The organism is Geodermatophilus sp. SYSU D00814 (assembly GCF_054050055.1).
Window position 1 is genome coordinate 18999 of the sequence record NZ_JBJGYP010000032.1, and the last position, 17109, is coordinate 36107.

15 protein-coding genes are annotated in these 17109 nt (G+C 78.8%); 9 read left to right on the forward strand and 6 right to left on the reverse strand.

What is annotated here, in order from left to right; all coding sequences use genetic code 11:
• The first annotated feature begins 110 nt into the window (after window positions 1–110).
• From ACI780_RS20345 to ACI780_RS20355, 3 genes are all read left to right on the forward strand, one after another.
• On the forward strand, window positions 111–593 hold the full coding sequence (locus ACI780_RS20345) for a VOC family protein (RefSeq protein ID WP_457005306.1): 483 nt from the start codon (window positions 111–113) through the stop codon (window positions 591–593).
• Window positions 594–662: 69 nt separating this feature from the next.
• Window positions 663–1415 (forward strand): class I SAM-dependent methyltransferase, encoded by a 753-nt coding sequence (locus ACI780_RS20350; protein WP_457005308.1) that lies wholly within the window; start codon window positions 663–665, stop codon window positions 1413–1415.
• Window positions 1412–2593, forward strand: a complete 1182-nt coding sequence (locus tag ACI780_RS20355; RefSeq protein WP_457005310.1) for an alkaline phosphatase family protein — start codon at window positions 1412–1414, stop codon at window positions 2591–2593. The genes ACI780_RS20350 and ACI780_RS20355 overlap by 4 nt, the downstream gene beginning before the upstream one ends.
• Here the strand turns inward: ACI780_RS20355 and ACI780_RS20360 are convergent.
• The 3 genes from ACI780_RS20360 to ACI780_RS20370 form a co-directional block, all read right to left on the reverse strand.
• A complete protein-coding gene (locus tag ACI780_RS20360; RefSeq protein WP_457005312.1) occupies window positions 2590–3540 on the reverse strand; it encodes a sucrase ferredoxin in 951 nt (316 codons plus the stop codon). The two genes, ACI780_RS20355 and ACI780_RS20360, sit on opposite strands and share 4 nt — an antisense overlap.
• 19 nt (window positions 3541–3559) lie before the next feature.
• Window positions 3560–4633 carry a cupin domain-containing protein gene (locus ACI780_RS20365; protein WP_457005314.1) on the reverse strand — a complete coding sequence of 358 codons (1074 nt, stop codon included), beginning with the start codon at window positions 4631–4633 and terminating at the stop codon, window positions 3560–3562.
• A 314-nt stretch (window positions 4634–4947) separates the two neighbouring features.
• Window positions 4948–5241 carry a BatC protein gene (locus tag ACI780_RS20370; RefSeq protein WP_089403354.1) on the reverse strand — a complete coding sequence of 98 codons (294 nt, stop codon included), beginning with the start codon at window positions 5239–5241 and terminating at the stop codon, window positions 4948–4950.
• Window positions 5242–5453: 212 nt separating this feature from the next.
• Here ACI780_RS20370 and dinB point away from each other — a divergent pair, with 212 nt between their 5' ends.
• Together dinB and ACI780_RS20380 are read left to right on the forward strand one after the other, a co-directional pair.
• Window positions 5454–6671: a DNA polymerase IV gene (gene dinB / locus ACI780_RS20375; RefSeq protein WP_457005317.1), complete on the forward strand. Its 1218-nt coding sequence runs from the start codon at window positions 5454–5456 to the stop codon at window positions 6669–6671.
• 123 nt (window positions 6672–6794) lie between these two features.
• Window positions 6795–7196 carry a DUF3040 domain-containing protein gene (locus ACI780_RS20380; RefSeq protein ID WP_089402932.1) on the forward strand — a complete coding sequence of 134 codons (402 nt, stop codon included), beginning with the start codon at window positions 6795–6797 and terminating at the stop codon, window positions 7194–7196.
• Window positions 7197–7379: 183 nt separating this feature from the next.
• Here ACI780_RS20380 and ACI780_RS20385 read toward each other — a convergent pair whose 3' ends face one another.
• The 3 genes from ACI780_RS20385 to ACI780_RS20395 are packed head-to-tail and all read right to left on the reverse strand — an operon-like array spanning window position 7380 to window position 12193.
• A complete protein-coding gene (locus ACI780_RS20385; protein WP_457005319.1) occupies window positions 7380–9827 on the reverse strand; it encodes a transglutaminase family protein in 2448 nt (815 codons plus the stop codon).
• Entirely contained in the window at window positions 9824–11206 is a 1383-nt protein-coding gene (locus ACI780_RS20390; RefSeq protein WP_457005321.1) for a DUF58 domain-containing protein, read from the reverse strand. Before ACI780_RS20390 ends, ACI780_RS20385 begins: the two co-directional genes overlap by 4 nt.
• A 3-nt stretch (window positions 11207–11209) precedes the next feature.
• On the reverse strand, window positions 11210–12193 hold the full coding sequence (locus tag ACI780_RS20395; protein ID WP_457005323.1) for an AAA family ATPase: 984 nt from the start codon (window positions 12191–12193) through the stop codon (window positions 11210–11212).
• Window positions 12194–12530: 337 nt separating this feature from the next.
• Between ACI780_RS20395 and mraZ the strand changes: the two genes are divergently transcribed.
• The 4 genes from mraZ (at window position 12531) to ACI780_RS20415 (ending at window position 17059) form a co-directional block, all read left to right on the forward strand.
• Window positions 12531–12965, forward strand: coding sequence for a division/cell wall cluster transcriptional repressor MraZ (gene mraZ / locus ACI780_RS20400; protein WP_456870123.1), 435 nt, complete (start codon window positions 12531–12533; stop codon window positions 12963–12965).
• 461 nt (window positions 12966–13426) lie between these two features.
• The gene (gene rsmH / locus ACI780_RS20405; RefSeq protein WP_457005326.1) at window positions 13427–14404 is read left to right on the forward strand and encodes a 16S rRNA (cytosine(1402)-N(4))-methyltransferase RsmH; all 978 of its coding nucleotides are present in this window, start codon (window positions 13427–13429) and stop codon (window positions 14402–14404) included.
• A complete protein-coding gene (locus ACI780_RS20410; protein WP_457005328.1) occupies window positions 14401–15009 on the forward strand; it encodes a hypothetical protein in 609 nt (202 codons plus the stop codon). The genes rsmH and ACI780_RS20410 overlap by 4 nt, the downstream gene beginning before the upstream one ends.
• A gap of 1 nt (window position 15010) precedes the next feature.
• A complete protein-coding gene (locus ACI780_RS20415) occupies window positions 15011–17059 on the forward strand; it encodes a peptidoglycan D,D-transpeptidase FtsI family protein (protein ID WP_457005330.1) in 2049 nt (682 codons plus the stop codon).
• The last annotated feature ends 50 nt before the right edge of the window (window positions 17060–17109 follow it).

A 17109-nucleotide genomic window follows, 5' to 3' on the forward strand; every position in this document is an offset into this window, starting at 1 on the left:
CCCGCGCCGGGTGCAGACGGGGCGCCAGCTCCCCCGATGAGTTCGCGGCGCGGGGGCGGTCGGAACCGGCGAGCGCCGGTGCCCCGCCGGCCGATCCGGAGGAGGACGCCGTGCCGAAGCAGATCCCGTGCCTGTGGTTCGACACCGAGGCGGAGGAGGCCGCGCGGTTCTACACGTCGATCTGGCCGGACGCCGAGATCCTCGGCACGGTCCGCTACGGCGCCGAGGACCCCGAGCGGGAGGGGCAGGTCCTCACCGTCAGCTGGCGGCTCGGTGACACCGAGTACGTCGGCCTCAACGGCGGCCCGCAGGACTGGCACTTCAGCGAGGCCATCTCCTTCCAGGTCCTGTGCGCCGACCAGGCCGAGGTCGACCACTACTGGGACCGGCTCAGCGACGGCGGCCAGGAGGCACCGTGCGGGTGGCTCAAGGACCGCTTCGGCGTCTCCTGGCAGGTCGTGCCCACCCGCCTGCTGGAGCTGCAGGCCGACCCCGACCCCGCCCGCCGGCAGCGCGCCGTGCAGGCGATGTTCACGATGCGCAGGCTCGTCATCGCCGACCTGGAGCGGGCCGCCGACCCGGTCTCCGCCTGACCGCGGCCGGGCGGCGCGGGACCGGGCCGCGCGGGGCCGGGCCGGGGCGACGCCACTAGGGTCGGACGGGTGCCGCCGACCCCGCCCGACCCGTCCTCCGGCGAGCAGCTGCCCGTCCGGACCGCCGCGGTGTGGGCCGCGCTGGACCCCCTCGTGGGCGCCGGCACCCCGCTGCGGGTGCTCGACGTCGGCGGCGGCAGCGGCGGGTTCGCCGTCCCGCTCGCCCGCCTCGGCCACGAGGTGACCGTGGTCGACCCCAGCGCCGACGCCCTGGCCACCCTCGAGCGGCGGGCCCGCACGGCCGGCGTCGGCGGCCGGGTCCGCGGCCTGCAGGGCGACGGCGACCAGCTGCACGAGCTGCCCCTCGACGAGGGCCACGACGAGGGCTACGACCTCGGCCTGTGCCACGCCGTCCTCGAGGTCGTCGACGACCCGGCCACCACCCTCGGCGAGGTCACCCGCGCCCTGCGCCCCGGCGGCCGGGTGAGCGTGGTGACCGCCAACCGGGCCGGCGCCGTCCTCACCCGCGCCCTCGGCGGCCACCCGAAAGAGGCCCTCGCGCTGATCGAGGACCGCGACCCGGTGCCCGCCCGCACCCGCCCCGCCCGCCGCCGCTTCACCCCGGCCGACCTGCTCGCGCTCGTCGAGGGCGCCGGGCTGACCGCGGGGGAGTGGCGCGGCGTCGCCGTCGTCGCCGACCTGCTCGACACCGCCTCCGGCGCCGACCCGGCCGCGGTCCGCCGGCTCGAGCTCGCCCTGGCCGGCACCTCGCCCTACCGCGACGTCGCCGCCGGGCTGCACGTCCTGGCCACCCGCCCGTGACGCTGCCCGAGGGACTGGTCCTGCCCGCCTACGGCCGGACCACCCTCGCCGACGTCCTGCCCGGCGTGGCCACCGCGCTGGGCGTCGACGTCGACCGCGCGGGCCTGCCCGCCGACCCGCTCGGGCTCACCACCGCGCTGGCCGGGGCGCGGCGGGTCGCCGTCCTGCTCGTCGACGGCCTGGGCGCCCGGCTGCTGCGCGCGCACGCCTCCCTCGCACCCACCCTCGCCGGGCTGGCCTCGCCGGTCGGCGACCTCGACGCCCCCTGCCCGAGCACCACCCCGGTCAGCCTCGCCACCCTCGGCACCGGCGTTCCCCCGGGCGGGCACGGCGTCCTCGGCTTCGTCACCGCCGTCCCGGGCGAGGACCGGCTGCTCAACCACGTCCAGTGGGCCGACGACCCCGACCCCCGCGACTGGCAGCCCCGCCCGACCGTCTTCGAGCAGGCCGCCGCGGCCGGGCTGCCGGTCACCGCGGTCGCCCCCTACGCCTACCGGGGCTCGGGACTGTCCACCGCCGCCTACCGCGGCGCCGGCTACGCCGGGACGGTGAGCGCCGGCGACCTCGCCGCGGTGCTGCTGCAGTCCCTCGCCGCGACCCCCACCGGCCTGGTCTACGGCTACACCCCCGAGCTCGACCTCACCGGCCACGTCCGCGGCGTCGACTCCGACAGCTGGCGGCTGCAGCTGGCCCTGGTCGACCGCGTCGTCGAGCAGGTGGTCACCGGCCTGCCCGACGACGCCGCGCTCCTGGTCACCGCCGACCACGGCATGCTCGACGTCCCCGCCACCACCCGCGTCGACGTCGACGACGAGCCCGCCCTCCTCGACGGCGTCGCGCTGCTCGCCGGCGAGCCGCGGGCCCGCTACGCGCACGCCGTGCCCGGCGCCGCCGGCGACGTCCTCGACGCCTGGCGCGGCGTCCTCGGCAAGCGCGCCTGGGTCGTCAGCCGCGACGAGGCGGTCGCCAGCGGCGTCTTCGGCGACGTCGACGGCGCGCTCGCCGCCCGCATCGGCGACGTCGTCGCGCTGGCCCGCGGCCCGTGGGCGATCACCGCGTCGGCCACCGAGCCCGGCCCGAGCCGGCTGGCCGCCTACCACGGCTCGCTCACCGGCGCCGAGGTCGCCATCCCGCTGCTGCTGGCCCGCGGGCGCGCGCTCCAGCAGACCGGGAGCTAGGAGATCGACAGCACCGTCCACCCGCGGGGGTGGGCGGGGTGCACCGCCCGGCAGGTCAGCTGGGCCGCCTCCGCCGTCGGCCGGCTCTCCACCCGCACGGCGACGTCGCCGTCCGGGCCGGCGAGCACCACGTCGAACCGCTCGACGCCGGCCGCGGCCTCCGCGTCGGTGCCCGGCAGCCGGTGCGTGCCGCGCAGCGGCAGGTCGTCGACGCCGAGCAGTCCCAACCGCTCGCGGACGGCCTGCTGGGCGGCCTGCGCCGGCATGGGCAGCCCGGTCCGCCCGCGCAGCCACGGCAGCGCCACCTCGCCGCGGGCGTGCGCGGCGACGAGGTCGGCGCCGTCGCCGGGCACCTGGGCGTAGGCGAAGCCGTGCGGCAGCACGAGCACGTTGGTGGCGAACCGGCAGCCGCCGAGGTGGCTGCACTCCCACACGTCGGGCGCGGGCAGCGCGCGGGCCAGCGGCCGGCCGCGCAACGCGCAGCAGGCGTCGTGCTGGCCGTGGGTGCACACCAGGTACACCGGGTCGTCGGCGCGCTCGCCCACCGAGCCGTCCCACGGCACGTCGAGCAGGTCGGCGTCGGTGTCGCGGGTCGACCACCACAGGCCCTCGCGGCCCGGCCGGCCGTCGGCGTAGGCCCAGCGGTGCCCGGACTCGGCCAGCCGCTCCCCCGGGCGGCGCACCAGCAGCACGCGGGTGCCCTCGGCGCGGGCGCGGGCGGCCAGGCGCGGGGCGACGGCGGCGTCGAAGCGGGACTGCAGCAGCGCGTCGGGGCCCCACGGCCCCGGCTGCTCGACCAGCAGCCAGCGCTGCGCCGGCCCGGCCGTGGCGACGGGGGAGTCGCCGCGGACCAGGGCGGTGACCGAGCAGCGCGTCGGGTCCAGCCGGCCGACGCGGACCGGCCGGGACGGCGGGGAGGGATCGGGCCGCGCCGGTGCGGCACTCACCCGGGGGAGGGCGGCGGGCTCACGACCCGGTCCCGAGGGCGTCGGCACGCTCCCCATCGTCCCCGCCCGCGTCCGGGGCCGGGGCACCCGGTCCGGCCGGGCCCGGCTCGGGGGCGGTCCCACCGTCGGGGGACCCGTCGACGTGCGCGTCGGCGACCACGGCGATCGACTCGGTCACCAGCCGCCGGGCCAGGGTGAGCCGGTCGGCCGGCTCCAGGCCGGCCAGGTCGGCCACCTCCAGCTCCCCGGCGGCGAGCAGCGCGGCCAGCGCCGGGCGGGTGGCGGCGGGGAACTCGTGCGTGCGGCGCCCGCCGATCAGGGTGACGCGGTCGCCCCCGGCGTCCCGCAGGGAGACCCGCAGCCGGCGGCGCAGCCGCAGCACGGTGTCGGGGGTGAGCGCCGCGGCGGCGGTCGCCTGCGCCAGCGGCGCCACCGGCTCCGGCCGCACCTGCGCCCACGTGCGGCCGCGCACCCGGTCGGCGACCCGGTCGGGGTCGACCCGGCCCAGCCAGCCCTGCAGCGCACCCACCACGGCGGCGACGTCGTCGCGCAGGGCCGCGGGGTCGGCGAGGTCCACGCCCAGCGGCAGCGCCCGGCGCAGCTCGGGGTCGTCGGCGGCGAGCACCCGCACCAGGTCCAGCGCCGCCTCGACGGCCGACCAGCGGGTGACCGGGTGGACGCCGACGGTCAGGTGGGCGCTGGTCTGCCCCAGGGCGACCGCCGAGTGCAGGTAGCCGCGCGGCAGGTAGAGCGCGTCGCCGGGGCGCAGCACCGCGTCGATGACCGGCTCGCGCTCCGCGGCCGCGGCGACCTCGGCGGCGCGGTCGTTCCACGGCTGGCTGCGCAGCGGCTCGGGGAGCACCGGTTCGTGGATCGTCCAGTGCTTCTCGCCGGCCACCTGCAGCACGAAGACGTCGTGCACGTCGTAGTGCGGGCTGAAGCCGCGCGAGGACGGCGGGGTGACGTAGGCGTTGACCTGCGTGGGGTGCCCGAGGTCGGCGGCGAGCTGGTCGGCGAACTCGATCAGCGGCGGCCAGAGCCGGTGCAGCCCCTGCAGGACGACGGTGCTGCCGTCGGCGAACAGCCGCAGCACGGCGTCGGAGGAGACCTGGTCGGCGATCTCGGCGCCGGCGCCGCCGGAGGTGGTGAACCGCGCCGCGTCGACGACGGCGCCGTCCTTGGCGATGCGCAGGAACGGGGTGCGCAGCCCGCGGCGCGAGAGCAGCTCGTCGACGTCGGCCAGCGTCAGCAGGTCGGCGAAGGACTCCCCGGTGTCCTCGGCGCGGGTGAGCAGCGGGCGGCGCGACCAGTGCCGCTCGGCGAAGACCGCGGGGTCGAGGTGCGTGCACCGGCGCAGGGCCGGGCGGGGGTCAGCCCCGCCCGGCCCCGCGACGGCCGGGTCCTGGCTCAGGCCGAACCGTCCGCGCCGCCGTCGGCGCCACCGTCGGCACCGCCGTCGGAGCCGCCACCGGCCGCACCGCCGTCGGCCGGGCCGTGCCCGGCGCCGCCGTCGGCACCGCCGTCCGCGCCCCCGTCGTGGCCGGCACCGCCGTCGGCCGTGCCGTCCGCGCCGCCGTCGTGGCCCGCGCCGCCGTCGGCGCCGCCGTCGGCACCGCCGTCGTGCTGGCCGGGCGTGCCCTCGCCGGCACCGCTGTCGGCCGGACCCTCCACGCTGGTCATGTCGTCGTCGTCGAGCGCCATCGAGCTCCTCCGGTGCGGATCGGCGCCGGCCGCCGGATGGCGGTCGGTCGCGTCCCACCTACCTCGTTCACGGGGCGGTCACACATGCGGTCACCTGCGAGTTCGCGCCGTTCCGGGACACGCCGGGGAGCCCGCCCGCACCGCGCGCCACGGACCCGGCCGGACCGTTACCCTCCCCAGGTCGGTCCGAACAGGTGTTCGAGGGAGGGGTCGTGGCAGCGGGGCGGGCGGAGGGGTGCACGGTGCTGCACGTCGACATGGACGCCTTCTTCGCCAGCGTCGAGGTGCGCCGGCGCCCCGAGCTCGCCGGCACGCCGGTCGTCGTCGGCGGCGCGGGCAACCGCGGGGTGGTCACCTCGGCCACCTACGAGGCGCGCGCGTACGGCGTGCACGCCGCCATGCCCACGGCCCGGGCGCTGCGGCTGTGCCCGACGGCGACCGTGCTGCCCGGCGACATGGCGCTCTACGCCGAGGTCTCCCGCTCGGTCATGGCGCTGTTCCGGTCGGTCACCCCGCTGGTGGAGCCGCTGAGCCTCGACGAGGCGTTCCTCGACGTGTCGGGGGCCGGCCGCCGGCTGGGCGACGCGGCGCAGATCGGCGAGTACCTGCGCGCCCGCGTCTACGACGAGCAGGGCATCACCTGCTCGGTCGGCGTCGCCGGTACCAAGTTCGTGGCCAAGCTCGCCTCCACCCGCGCCAAGCCCGACGGGCTGCTCGTCGTCCGCCCGGCCGAGGTCATCGACTTCCTGCACCCGCTGCCGGTGGGCGCGCTGTGGGGCGTCGGCGCGAAGACCGAGGAGCTGCTGCTGCGGCTGGGGCTGCGCACCGTCGGCGACCTGGCGCACGTGCCGGTCCGCACGCTGCAGCGGGCGGTGGGCCCGGCGGCCGGCGCGCACCTGCACGAGCTGTCCTGGGGCCGCGACCCGCGCCGGGTGGTGCCCGACGAGCCGGAGCGGTCCACCGGGCACGAGGAGACCTTCGCCACCGACGTCGACGACCCCGCCGTGGTCCACCGGGAGCTGCTGCGGCTGGCCGAGCGGACGGCGGGCCGGCTGCGGGCGGGCGGCTGGCTGGCGCGCACGGTGAGCATCAAGGTCCGCTTCGCCGACTTCACCACGATCACCCGCAGCCGCACCCTCGACGTCCCCACCGACGTCGGGCAGGACCTCTACGAGACCGCCCGCGCGCTCTTCGACGCCCTCGGCCTGGACCGGGCGCGGCTGCGGCTGGTGGGGGTGCGGGCCGAGCGGCTGGTGCCGGCCGGGTCGGCGCCCCGGCAGCTGCAGCTCGGCGAGCGCGAGCACGGCCGCCGGGACGCCGAGCTGGCCGCCGACCGGGCCGCCCGCCGGTTCGGCGCGGGGGCCGTCCGGCCGGCCACGCTGCTGCACCGCGACCGCGACCGGCGGGTGCGCGACCGCCCGGGAGGGTGACCGGAGACGATCACCGGCGGGTCGCCGCGCGCTCGCCTTTCGCACCCCGCGAACGGCTCGTATCCTCGGTGGCACCGCCGGGGTGACCCCGGCGGTATTGGCTTGGCCCATCTGGAGGTCTCGGTGCCGCTCTCCGAGCACGAGCAGCGACTGCTGGAGCAGATCGAGCGCGCCCTCGTCGACGACGATCCCAAGTTCGCCTCCTCCGTCCGCACGGGTGACCGCAGGCTCAAGGCCCGGCGGAAGCTGCAACTCGGTGCGCTGCTGGTGGTCGTGGGCCTGGCCGTCCTCGTCGGTGGCGCGGTCGTCCCGTCCGTGCCCCTCGGGGTCCTCGGGTTCCTGGTGATGTTCGGCGGCGCCGCGCTCGGCGTGCTGAACTACCGCAGCGCTACCGGCGCGGTGGAGACCGGCCCGGTCGGCGCCCGCGGCGGGAGCACCGCCGCTCGCGGCCGCGGCGGCAGGCCCCGCCGGCAGCCGCTGAAGAACCGCCTCGAGGAGCGCTTCCGCCGCCGCTACGACCAGTAGCCCGCACGCTCGGCCGACGGCCGCCGTCCCTCCCGGGGACGGCGGCCGTCGGCGTTCGGCGGGCCCGTTCCCCCGGACGGTGTGCGCCGGCGCGGCGTCCCCGGCCCGGACGTGCGGCGTCGGCGCACACCGTCCGGCGGCCGGGTGACGTGCTGGAACGGGCCCCGGGAAGGGGGTCCTCCCTCAGGCGGTGCGGCGGGGGAGCCGGCCCAGCAACGCCCGGGCCGCGGCGCCCAGCCCCTCGACCAGCGAGGCCGGCCACAGCCGCGCCAGCAGCCGGGTGCGGGCGGGGACGGCCGCGACCAGCCCCTGCCGCGCCGTCCGCAGCGCGGCTGCCGCGGCCGGGTCGCCGGAGCCGGCGCCGGGAGGGCCGTAGCGGGCGGCCTCCTCCGCGCGGGCCAGCCGCTCGACCGCGTCCGCCGCGCCCTGCGTGCCCACCCGGGAGGACCCGCCGCTCCCGGGCCCGAGCGTGCGGGCCAGGGCCGCCGCCTGCCGGCGCGGGGTCAGGGCGGGGTCCCAGGGCAGGCCGAGGTCGCGGGCGGTCGCGGCGAGCTCGTCCCACAGCGCGCCCGGGCTGCCGTCGGCCACCCGGCGGCGGCGCTGCAGCGCCCGCGCGCCGGCCGGGGCGCCCACGAGCGCGGCCAGGCCGAGCAGCACGCCGGCGCCGACGAGCACCGGCCGCGCCGACGACGTCTGCCCGGCGGACGCCGACCCCTGCTGCGCGCCGTCGTCGAGCCGGTCCTGCCGCGGCGCGGGGGTGGGCTGGACCGGGGTCGGCGCGGTCGGGACGTCGGTCGGCCGCTCGAGGACCTCCTGGTCGGCCGGGCGCGGCGCCCACGGCAGGTCGACGGCGCGGTCGCTGTCGATCGGCGTCGGGTCGAACGGGATCCAGCCGAGGTCGTCGAAGTAGACCTCCACCCAGGCGTGCGCGTCGTCGCTGGTGACCAGCCGGCTCCCGCCGGGCTGCAGCCGGCCGGGGGTGTAGCCCAGCGCCACCCGCGCGGGGATGCCGGCGGCGCGGACCATGGCCGCCATCGCCCCGGCGTACTGCTCGCAGTAGCCCTGCTTGAGCCGGAGGAAGCGGGCGAGGTCGTCGCCGGTGGTGCCCGGCGCGGTCGCCAGGCTGTAGACGAAGCCGTTCGCCCGGGAGAAGTGGTCGTGGATGGCGCGGACCGCCTCGTACGGGGTCGCCGCGCCGGCGGTCAGCCGGGCCACCAGGTCGGTGACCTCGGGGTCCAGCGGCGGCAGCGCGGTGTCGCGCTCGAGCACCGGGTTGCCGGGGGCCAGCGGCCCGGCCTCGAGCAGCTCCTGCTCGCTGGGCTGGGCCTGCACCGCGCCGACCCGGTAGCTGGTGCCCGCGGTGGTCACGTCGCGGCCGAAGACGGTGCCGGTGGCGGGGTCGAACCGCCAGGCGTCGGGGTCGGCGATCTGCACCCGCAGCGGGGAGGGGAGCACCGGCAGAAACCGGTCGTCGTGCCCGACGGCGGTGACGGTCGCCTCGACCCGCCGTCCGTCGCGCCGGCCGGGCAGCGGCGCGAGGTCCTGCGACTGCGCCACCGAGCTCTCGCCGTCGAGGTTGCCGAGGGTCCAGCCCTGCTCGGCGTCGTAGACGTCGAGGGTCACCACGCGCAGGTAGCCGGGGTTGGGGACGGAGGCGTCGACGCGCAGCAGGTCGATCGGCTCGGGCAGGGTCAGCTGCCCCTGCAGCGCCGCGGCCGGGTCGAGGGCGGTACCGGTGGCCCCGCCCCCTCCGCCGGGACCGAAGCCGGCGGCCAGCCGGCCCTCCGGGAGGGTGGGCACGAGGCTGCCGACGACGAGGGCGGCCGCCAGCGCGGCCAGCGCGGTGCCGGCGGCCGCCGCCGCGCCCGCGCCGGAGCCGCGGCCGGCCCGGCGGGCGCGGCGGGTCAGCCGCCGCGCCTGGTCCGACCACAGCAGCAGCGCGAGCCCGGCCGCCGGGGCGGCCAGCGCGACCAGCCCGACGCCGCCGGTGACCGTGCTGACCGGCACGCAGAAGAGGACCAGCAGGCCGAGCCCCGCCAGCGCCGGCTGCCGCCCGCCGACGGCGATCAGGTCGACGGTGACCGCGACCATCCCGACCAGCAGCACGGTCAGCGCGAGCAGGCCGGTCAGCGGCAGCGCCGGCGTCGCCTGCTCGCGCAGCTCCGCCGACCCGTCGGTGAGGACCGCGGCGAGGTCGCCGAGGCTGCGGGGGGTGGGCAGCCACCCGGCGAGGGCGCGGTCGGGGGCGAACAGCGCCGTCATGAGGGAGGTGAGGGCGGCGAGCTGGGCCAGCGGGACCAGGGGCACGCCGGCGGCCGCGACGCGGGCGGGTGCCGGCCGGCCGCCCGACGCCCACTCCCACAGCGCCGGACCGGCGGCGCGCAGCGCGAGCCCGGTGAGCGCGACCACGACGATCGCCGCCAGCGCCGGGGGCAGCCACGCCGGGCGGGTGAAGACCGGCACCAGCGCGCACGCGCCGAGCGCGGTCGCCACCGCGGCGGCCAGCGTGGTGGGGCCGTCGTGCTGCCCGGTCGCGGCCGGCCGCGCCGGGGCCGGGCGGCCGGCGGGAGCGGGCGGCCGGGGCGGTGGGAGCGGGGCCGACGGCGCCGGTGGCGGGGCGAGCGTCGTCATGCCGGCACCCCCGCGGGACGGGCGGCGGAACCGCGCTGCGCGGCGAGCTCGGCCCACACCGCCTCGACCGAGGAGCCGGCGCCGGCGACGGTGACCTGCCAGCCCGCCCCGCGCAGCAGCGACGCGGACTCCTCGACCTGCGCGGCCAGGTGCGCGCGGGCGGTGGCCGACAGGCCCCGCCGGGTGCGGCCGCCGGCCTCGGCCCAGCTGGCCACGTCGAGGAGGACGGCGACGTCGTTGTGCGGGCCGGAGCGGGCGGCGAGCAGCTCGGCGAGGTCGTCGGGGGCGACGGCGCCGAGCACCGCGACCACCGGCGCGTCGCCGGCGACCCGGCGCAGCTGCTCGACGGCCGGCCGCAGCGAGGACCCGCGGGTGGGGGAGAGCACGGCCAGCCGGTCGAGCAGCTCGGTGGGGCCCAGCCCGCCCGAGCCCTCGACCGGGCGCAGCTCGCCCTCGGCGGTCACCACGCGCAGCGCCGAGCCGCGGCGGGCCAGCGCGCTGCCGATGCTGGCCGCGGCCTCGACCAGCCACTCGAGGCTGTCCGGCGGCGGCGCGGGGTCACCCGGCGGCCCGGGGACGACGGTCGTGGCGGCCGGCCCCGGACCCGCGGCCCGGACGAGCAGGTGGGCGCGCACCCGGGTGTCGAGCAGCAGCGCGGCCTGCGCCCGCCACGGCCGCTCCTCCATCCGCACCATGAGCTCGCCGGTGCGCGCCGTCGCCCGCCAGTGCACCTTGCGCAGGTCGTCGCCGTGCCGGTACGCGCGGGTGCTGACGTCGTCCTCGCCGTGCACCGCGATGGAGCGGCGGGCGCCCTCGCCCCCGCCGCCGTGCCCGCCGGCCGGGCCGCCGGGTCCCAGCGGCCGCACCCGGGGGACGACGAGCAGCGGCGTGCCGTCGCTGCCGCTGGTGGTGCGCTGCACCAGGCCGAAGGGGTCGACCAGCCGCAGCTGCAGCGGGCCGAGGCGGAACCGGCCCCGGCGGCCGCCGTGCACCCGGTAGGGCAGCGCGGCGGCCCGCCCGCCGGGGAGCCGCTCGACGACGAAGCCGGGGGAGCGGCCCAGCTCGGCCGGCAGCTGCTCCGACAGCAGCCACAGCCGGCCGGTGCGCCGGTCGGCGTTGGTGACCTCGAGCAGCACGTCGGCGCTCTCCCCGCGGGGGACGCGCGCCGGGGTGACCGTGCGCCGGACGCCGACCCGGAACCGCTGGCGGGCGACGGCGACCGCCGACAGCAGCGGCAGCGCGAGCAGGAAGACGGCGATCTGCACCAGGGGCCGCTCGCCGAGCAGCGCGCCCAGCGCCAGCAGCGTGAGCCCCGCGGCGACCAGGCAGCGGCCGCGCAGCGTCAGTGACGTCAGCGCCGTCCGGAGCGGGCCGGCCACGGCTCAGCGCCCGCGGAGGACGGGCACGCTGCCCAGCAGCCCGTGCACCACCTGCTCGGGTGTGCGCCGGGCGGCGGCGGCGTCGGCGGTGAGCAGCAGGCGGTGGGCGAGCACCGGCAGCGCCATCTCCTGCACGTCGTCGGGCAGGACGTGGTCGCGGCCGGCCAGCGCCGCCGAGGCGCGGGCGGTGCGCAGCAGCTGCAGGCCCGCGCGGGGGGAGGCGCCCAGGCGCAGGTCGGGGGAGCGGCGGGTGGCCTCGACCAGCGCGACGACGTACCGGCGCAGCGCGTCGGAGACGTGCAGCATGCCGACGGCGGCGACGAGGGCGCGCACCGTGCCGGCGTCGGCGACCGGGGTGAGCGTGGCCAGCGGGTCGCCGGTGCCCCGGTCGTCGAGCATCGCGACCTCGGCCTCGCGGTCGGGGTAGCCCATCGACACCCGCGCGGTGAACCGGTCGCGCTGGGCCTCGGGGAGGGGGTAGGTGCCCTCCATCTCCACCGGGTTCTGCGTGGCCATCACCAGGAACGGCCGGGCCAGCTCGTAGCTGACGCCGTCGACGGTGACCTGCCGCTCCTCCATACACTCCAGCAGCGCCGACTGCGTCTTGGGCGAGGCCCGGTTGATCTCGTCGGCGACGACGACGTTGGCGAAGACCGCGCCCGGCCGGAACTCGAAGGCGCGGGTCTCCTGGTCGTAGATGGACACGCCGGTGACGTCGCTGGGCAGCAGGTCGGGCGTGAACTGGATGCGGCGGACGCTGGCGTCGATGGACGCGGCCAGCGCCTTGGCCAGCGTCGTCTTGCCGGTGCCGGGCACGTCCTCGACGAGCAGGTGGCCCTCGGCGAGGAGCACGACCAGGGCCAGGCGGACGACGTCGGGCTTGCCCTGGACGACCCGCGAGACGTTGGCCGCGATGCGCGCGCCCTCCGCGGCGACGTCGACCGGCGGCCCCGCCGTCCCGTCCGCCGCACGCATGGTGTCGGTCACCCGGCCCACGGTACGTGCCCACCGCCGTTCCGGAGCAGGTCCGCGCACCGCGGTCGGAGACCGTCCGCGGACCCCACCGGGACGGTCCGGAGGGGCTCCCGGGCCGGTCCCGCGGTGCTCGTGCGCCCCACCCGGCCCCACCCGCGCCCCCCTGCCGGCGGGGAGCCCGGGGAACCGGCGCTGACCTGCACGGGGAGCGGTGGGGAGAACCGGTCACGACATGGTGTCGAGTGGTGTTCGGTGGGGCGTAGTGGGTTAGTGTGTGGCGCGGTGGGGAGCCAGGGCCCGTCCCGGGTCCGCGGTGGACGCGAGGAGGGCGCATGGGGGAGGTGATCCGGTGTTCGTCGGCAGCTACTCGTTGCGGCTCGACGAGAAGGGCCGGCTCGCGCTCCCCGTGCGCTTCCGAGACCAGGTGGCCGACGGCATGGTGATCAAGAAGGGCCAGGAGCGCTGTGTCTACGGCCTCACGATGGCCCGCGTCGCCGAGCAGAGCCGCGCCGCCGCCAGCATGGCCCCCGCCGACACCGCCGAGGCCCGCATGCGCGCCCGCCTGAGCTTCGGCTCGATGGTCGAGGTCGAGCCGGACAAGGCCGGCCGAATCACCATCCCGGCGGCCCTGCGCCAGTACGCCGGCCTCGACCGCGACGTCGTGGTGGTCGGCGTCGACACCCGCTTCGAGATCTGGGACCAGGCCACGTGGGACTCCTACGAGGCCGAGCAGGAGGCGGCGTTCGCCGCCATGGAGAGCGAGGGGATGCCCACGCTGTCCTGACCCCGTCCAGCCGGTCGCCCCGGCCGCCGCGCACCCGACCGCGAGCCGACTTCCCCGCGGCTCGACCGGGTCCGGCCCGAACCGCCTTCCCCGCGGCTCGGTCCCCGCGCGGACCCCGGCGTCCCCACGCCACCGGCCTCGCCGGTGACCGGCACAGGCGGCCTCCGCCCCCCGTGGGCTCCTCCTGACGCACTTCCCCGGCGCCAGGCGGCCCCGCGGGGGGTGGGGGTCCCCACTCCCGCTCCACCCCGCCCCCCGGTCCCCACACCGCCCCACCCGCGCGTCCCGCCCGGGTGGCCTCCGGCCTGCCCGCACCCCGCCGCACGGCGCCCCTCGTGTCCCGCCCGTCCCGCGGCACGCCGCCGAGCTCCCCCAGCCGACCCGCTGCCCGCGCCACCATGGGCGCACCCGACCGGCGACGACACCGTCCCGCGCGGGAGCGCGACCCGAGGAGACCGACGATGAGCACGCCCGAGCCCACCCGGCCCGCGGTGCACGTGCCCGTCCTCCTCGACCGGGTCGCCGAGCTGCTCGGTCCCGCCTGCGCCCGCGACGGCGCCGTCCTCGTCGACGCCACGCTCGGCCTGGCCGGGCACGCGCTGGCCCTGCTCGGCGCCCACCCCGGCCTGCGGCTGGTCGGGCTCGACCGCGACCCGCACGCCCGCGCCGAGGCCGCCGCCCGCATCGCCGCCGCCGGCCACGCCGACCGCGCCACGCTGGTGCCGGCCGTCTTCGACGAGCTGCCCGACGTCCTCGACCGGCTCGGCCTGGGCGAGGTGCAGGCGGTGCTGTTCGACCTCGGCGTGTCCTCCCTGCAGCTCGACCGCGCCGACCGCGGCTTCAGCTACGCCGCCGACGGCCCCCTGGACATGCGGATGGACCCCGACGCCCCGCGGTCGGCCGCCGACGTCGTCAACACCTACTCCGCCGCCGAGCTGACCCGGGTGCTGCGGGTCTACGGCGAGGAGCGCTTCGCCGCCCGCATCGCCGGGGCGATCGTGCGCGAGCGCGCCCGCGAGCCGTTCAGCGGCACCGAGCGGCTGGCCCACCTGGTGCGCGAGTCGATCCCGGCGGCCACCCGGCGCACCGGCGGCCACCCCGCCAAGCGGACCTTCCAGGCGCTGCGGATCGAGGTCAACGACGAGCTGGGGGTGCTGCAGCGGGCGCTTCCGGCGGCGCTGGACGCGCTCGCGGTGGGCGGCCGCATCGCGGTCATCACCTTCCACTCGCTGGAGGACCGGATCGTCAAGCAGACCCTCGCCGCGGGCGCCGCCGACCGGACGCCGCTGGAGCTGCCGGTCCGGCTGCCCGAGTACGGCCCGGTGCTGCGGCTGCTCACCCGCGGCGGCGAGGCGCCCTCCGAGGAGGAGCTCGCCGCCAACCCGCGGGCGGCCTCGGCCCGCGTCCGGGCCGCCGAGCGCATCCGGCGGGCAGCGTGAGCGCCGCCGCCCGCGCGCCCCGCGACGGCGCCACCCGCACGACCCCGGAGGCGACCGCCCGGCGCACCACGCCGCCGACGCCGCACGTCGTCCCGTCCCGGCCGCTGCGCGCGCTGCCCTCCCGGCCGGTGCGGACCCTGCCCTCGCGGCCCGTGCGCGGCGTGCCGGTCCGGCCCGCGCGCGGCACGGGGCCGGCGCCGGTCGTGCCGTCGGCGGCCGAGGCGCGGCCGGCGACCGGCGTCGCCGGCCGGGCCCGCGCCGCGGCCGCCGGCCGCCGCGCGCCGTTCGTCCTGTTCGTCCTCGTGCTCCTGGTGGCCACCACGATCGGCCTGCTGGTCCTCAACACCGCCATCGCGGTCAACTCGCTCAAGGCGACCGAGCTGCGCGCCGCCAACGCCGAGAAGGCCGAGGAGGTCCAGCAGCTTGAGCAGCAGGTGGTCGCCGGCGGCGCCCCGGCCCAGCTCGCCGCCGCCGCGGCCGCCGCCGGGCTGGTCCCCGCCGGTGCCGCCGCGTACCTGGTCATCGGTCCCGACGGCAGCGCCACGCTGCGCGGCACGCCCAAGCCGGCGCCCGGCGCCGAGCCGCCGGCCGGGGCGGGTGGCTGACGTGGCGCCCCGCGACCTGCCCCGCGAGACCGGCCGGCCCGGCGACCCCGGGCGGCGCAGCCCCGGCCGCGGTGCCGCCGAGCGCCGCGTGCCAGAGCGCCGGGTGCCGGAGCGTCGCAGTCCCGAGCGTCGCAGTCCCGAACGACGCGGTGCCGAGCCCCGCGGCGCCGAGCGCCGCGCCCCCGAGCGCCGGGGTGCCGTCCCCCGCGGTGCCGCTCTGCGCGGCGGGGGAGCGACCCGTGCCGGCGCGTTCGTCCCGCGGCGCGCCCAGGGGCGCCGGCACAGCGGCCGCCCGCTGACCGCCGCACCGTCGCGCCTGTGGTGGGGACTGGTGCTCGTCGTCGTCCCGCTGCTGGTGGTCACCGGCAAGCTGGTGTTCCTGCAGGGCGTCGACAGCGCCGACCTCGCCTACCGCGCCGAGCAGGACCGGCTCGCCGACGTCCCCCTCGCGGCGCTGCGCGGGGCCGTCCTCGACCGGGACGGCAACCCGCTCGCCTACACTGTCGACGCCTCGCGGGTCACCGCCGACCCCTCCCTCGTCGAGGACCCCGAGCGCACCGCGCTGGCGCTGACCGCGCTGCTCGACGTCCCGGTCGACGAGCTCACCGAGCAGCTCTCCTCCGACGGGCGCTACGTCAGCCTCGCCCGGCAGGTCCCGCCGGAGACCGTGGAGGCCATCGAGGAGCTCGGCCTGCCCGGGGTGTACTTCGAGGACGACCCGGTGCGGCTCTACCCGGCCGGCGCCGTCGGCGGGCAGGTGGTCGGCTGGACCGGCCGCGACGGGACCGGCCTCGGCGGGGTCGAGCTGCGCTTCGAGGACACCCTCGCCGGCACCGACGGCCGCCGCCGGGTCGAGGTCGGCAGCGGCGGCAACCCGATCCCGGCGGGCATCGACGAGTCGACGCCGGCCACCGACGGCAGCACCGTCGAGCTCACCCTCGACCAGGACGTGCAGTACGTCGTGGAGCAGCGGCTGGCGGCCGCCTGCGCCGACGGCGCGACCACCCGCGCCTCGGCCGTCGTGCTCGACGTGCACACCGGCGAGGTCGTCGCCATGGGGTCCTGCCCCGGCTACGACCCCGCGCAGGCCGGCCGCACCGACCCCGAGCTGCTCGGCAACCCCGTCGTCAGCGACGTCTTCGAGCCCGGCTCGGTCATGAAGGCGGTGACCACGGCCGCCGCGCTCGAGGAGGGCGTGACCACCCCCGACACCGTGCTCACCGTCGACGGCCACATCCGGGCCGGGGACACGGTGGTCACCGACGCCCACGACCACGAGCCGATCGACTGGACGGTGACCGGCATCCTCGCCAAGTCCAGCAACGTCGGCACGATCATGCTGGCCCGCGAGGTCGGCGACGCGACGCTGGAGCGGTACCTGCGCGCGTTCGGCGTCGGCGCGAAGACCGGCGTGGAGCTGCCCGGCGAGAGCGCCGGCATCCTGCAGGGCGCCGACGAGTGGGAGGACAGCCGCGCGGCCAACATCGCGATCGGGCAGGGCGTGTCGGTGACGACGCTGCAGATGGCCTCGGTCTACCAGGCCATCGCCAACGACGGCGTCCGCGTCGCCCCCCGCGTGGTCTCCTCGATCACCGCCCCCGACGGGACGACGACCACGCCGGACGCGCCCGAGCCGACCCGCGTCGTCAGCGAGGACACCGCGGCCGACCTCGCGCACATGCTCGAGGCCGTCGTCGGCCCCGGCGGCACCGCGCCGCTCGCGCAGGTCGAGGGCTACCGGGTGGCCGGCAAGACCGGCACCGCCCAGCGCGCCAACCCCGAGTGCAACTGCTACGACGGCGGCGGCTACGTGACGACGTTCGTCGGGTTCGCGCCCGCCGACGACCCGCAGTACGTCGTCGCCGTCGACCTCGAGCGGCCCACCAGCTCCGCGGAGGGCGGGCAGGTCGCCGCCCCGGTGTTCGCCGACGTCATGCGGTACGTGCTCACCTCCTCCGGCGTGGTGCCCTCCGGCACGCCGCGCCCGGACTTCGCGTTCACCCGCGAGGACCAGGCCGAGGCCGCCGCCGGCCCTCCCGCCGGCGACTAGCCGGGCACTTCCGCGGAAGTGCCCGTGCCTCCGGCGTGCACTTCCGCGGA

Excerpts from the sequence above, each read along its gene's own strand:
- ACI780_RS20385 (WP_457005319.1), bottom strand. The coding sequence starts at position 9,827 with ATGACGACGCTCGCCCCGCCACCGGCGCCGTCGGCCCCGCTCCCACCG.
- rsmH (WP_457005326.1), top strand. The coding sequence starts at position 13,427 with ATGAGCACGCCCGAGCCCACCCGGCCCGCGGTGCACGTGCCCGTCCTC.
- ACI780_RS20370 (WP_089403354.1), bottom strand. The coding sequence starts at position 5,241 with ATGGCGCTCGACGACGACGACATGACCAGCGTGGAGGGTCCGGCCGAC.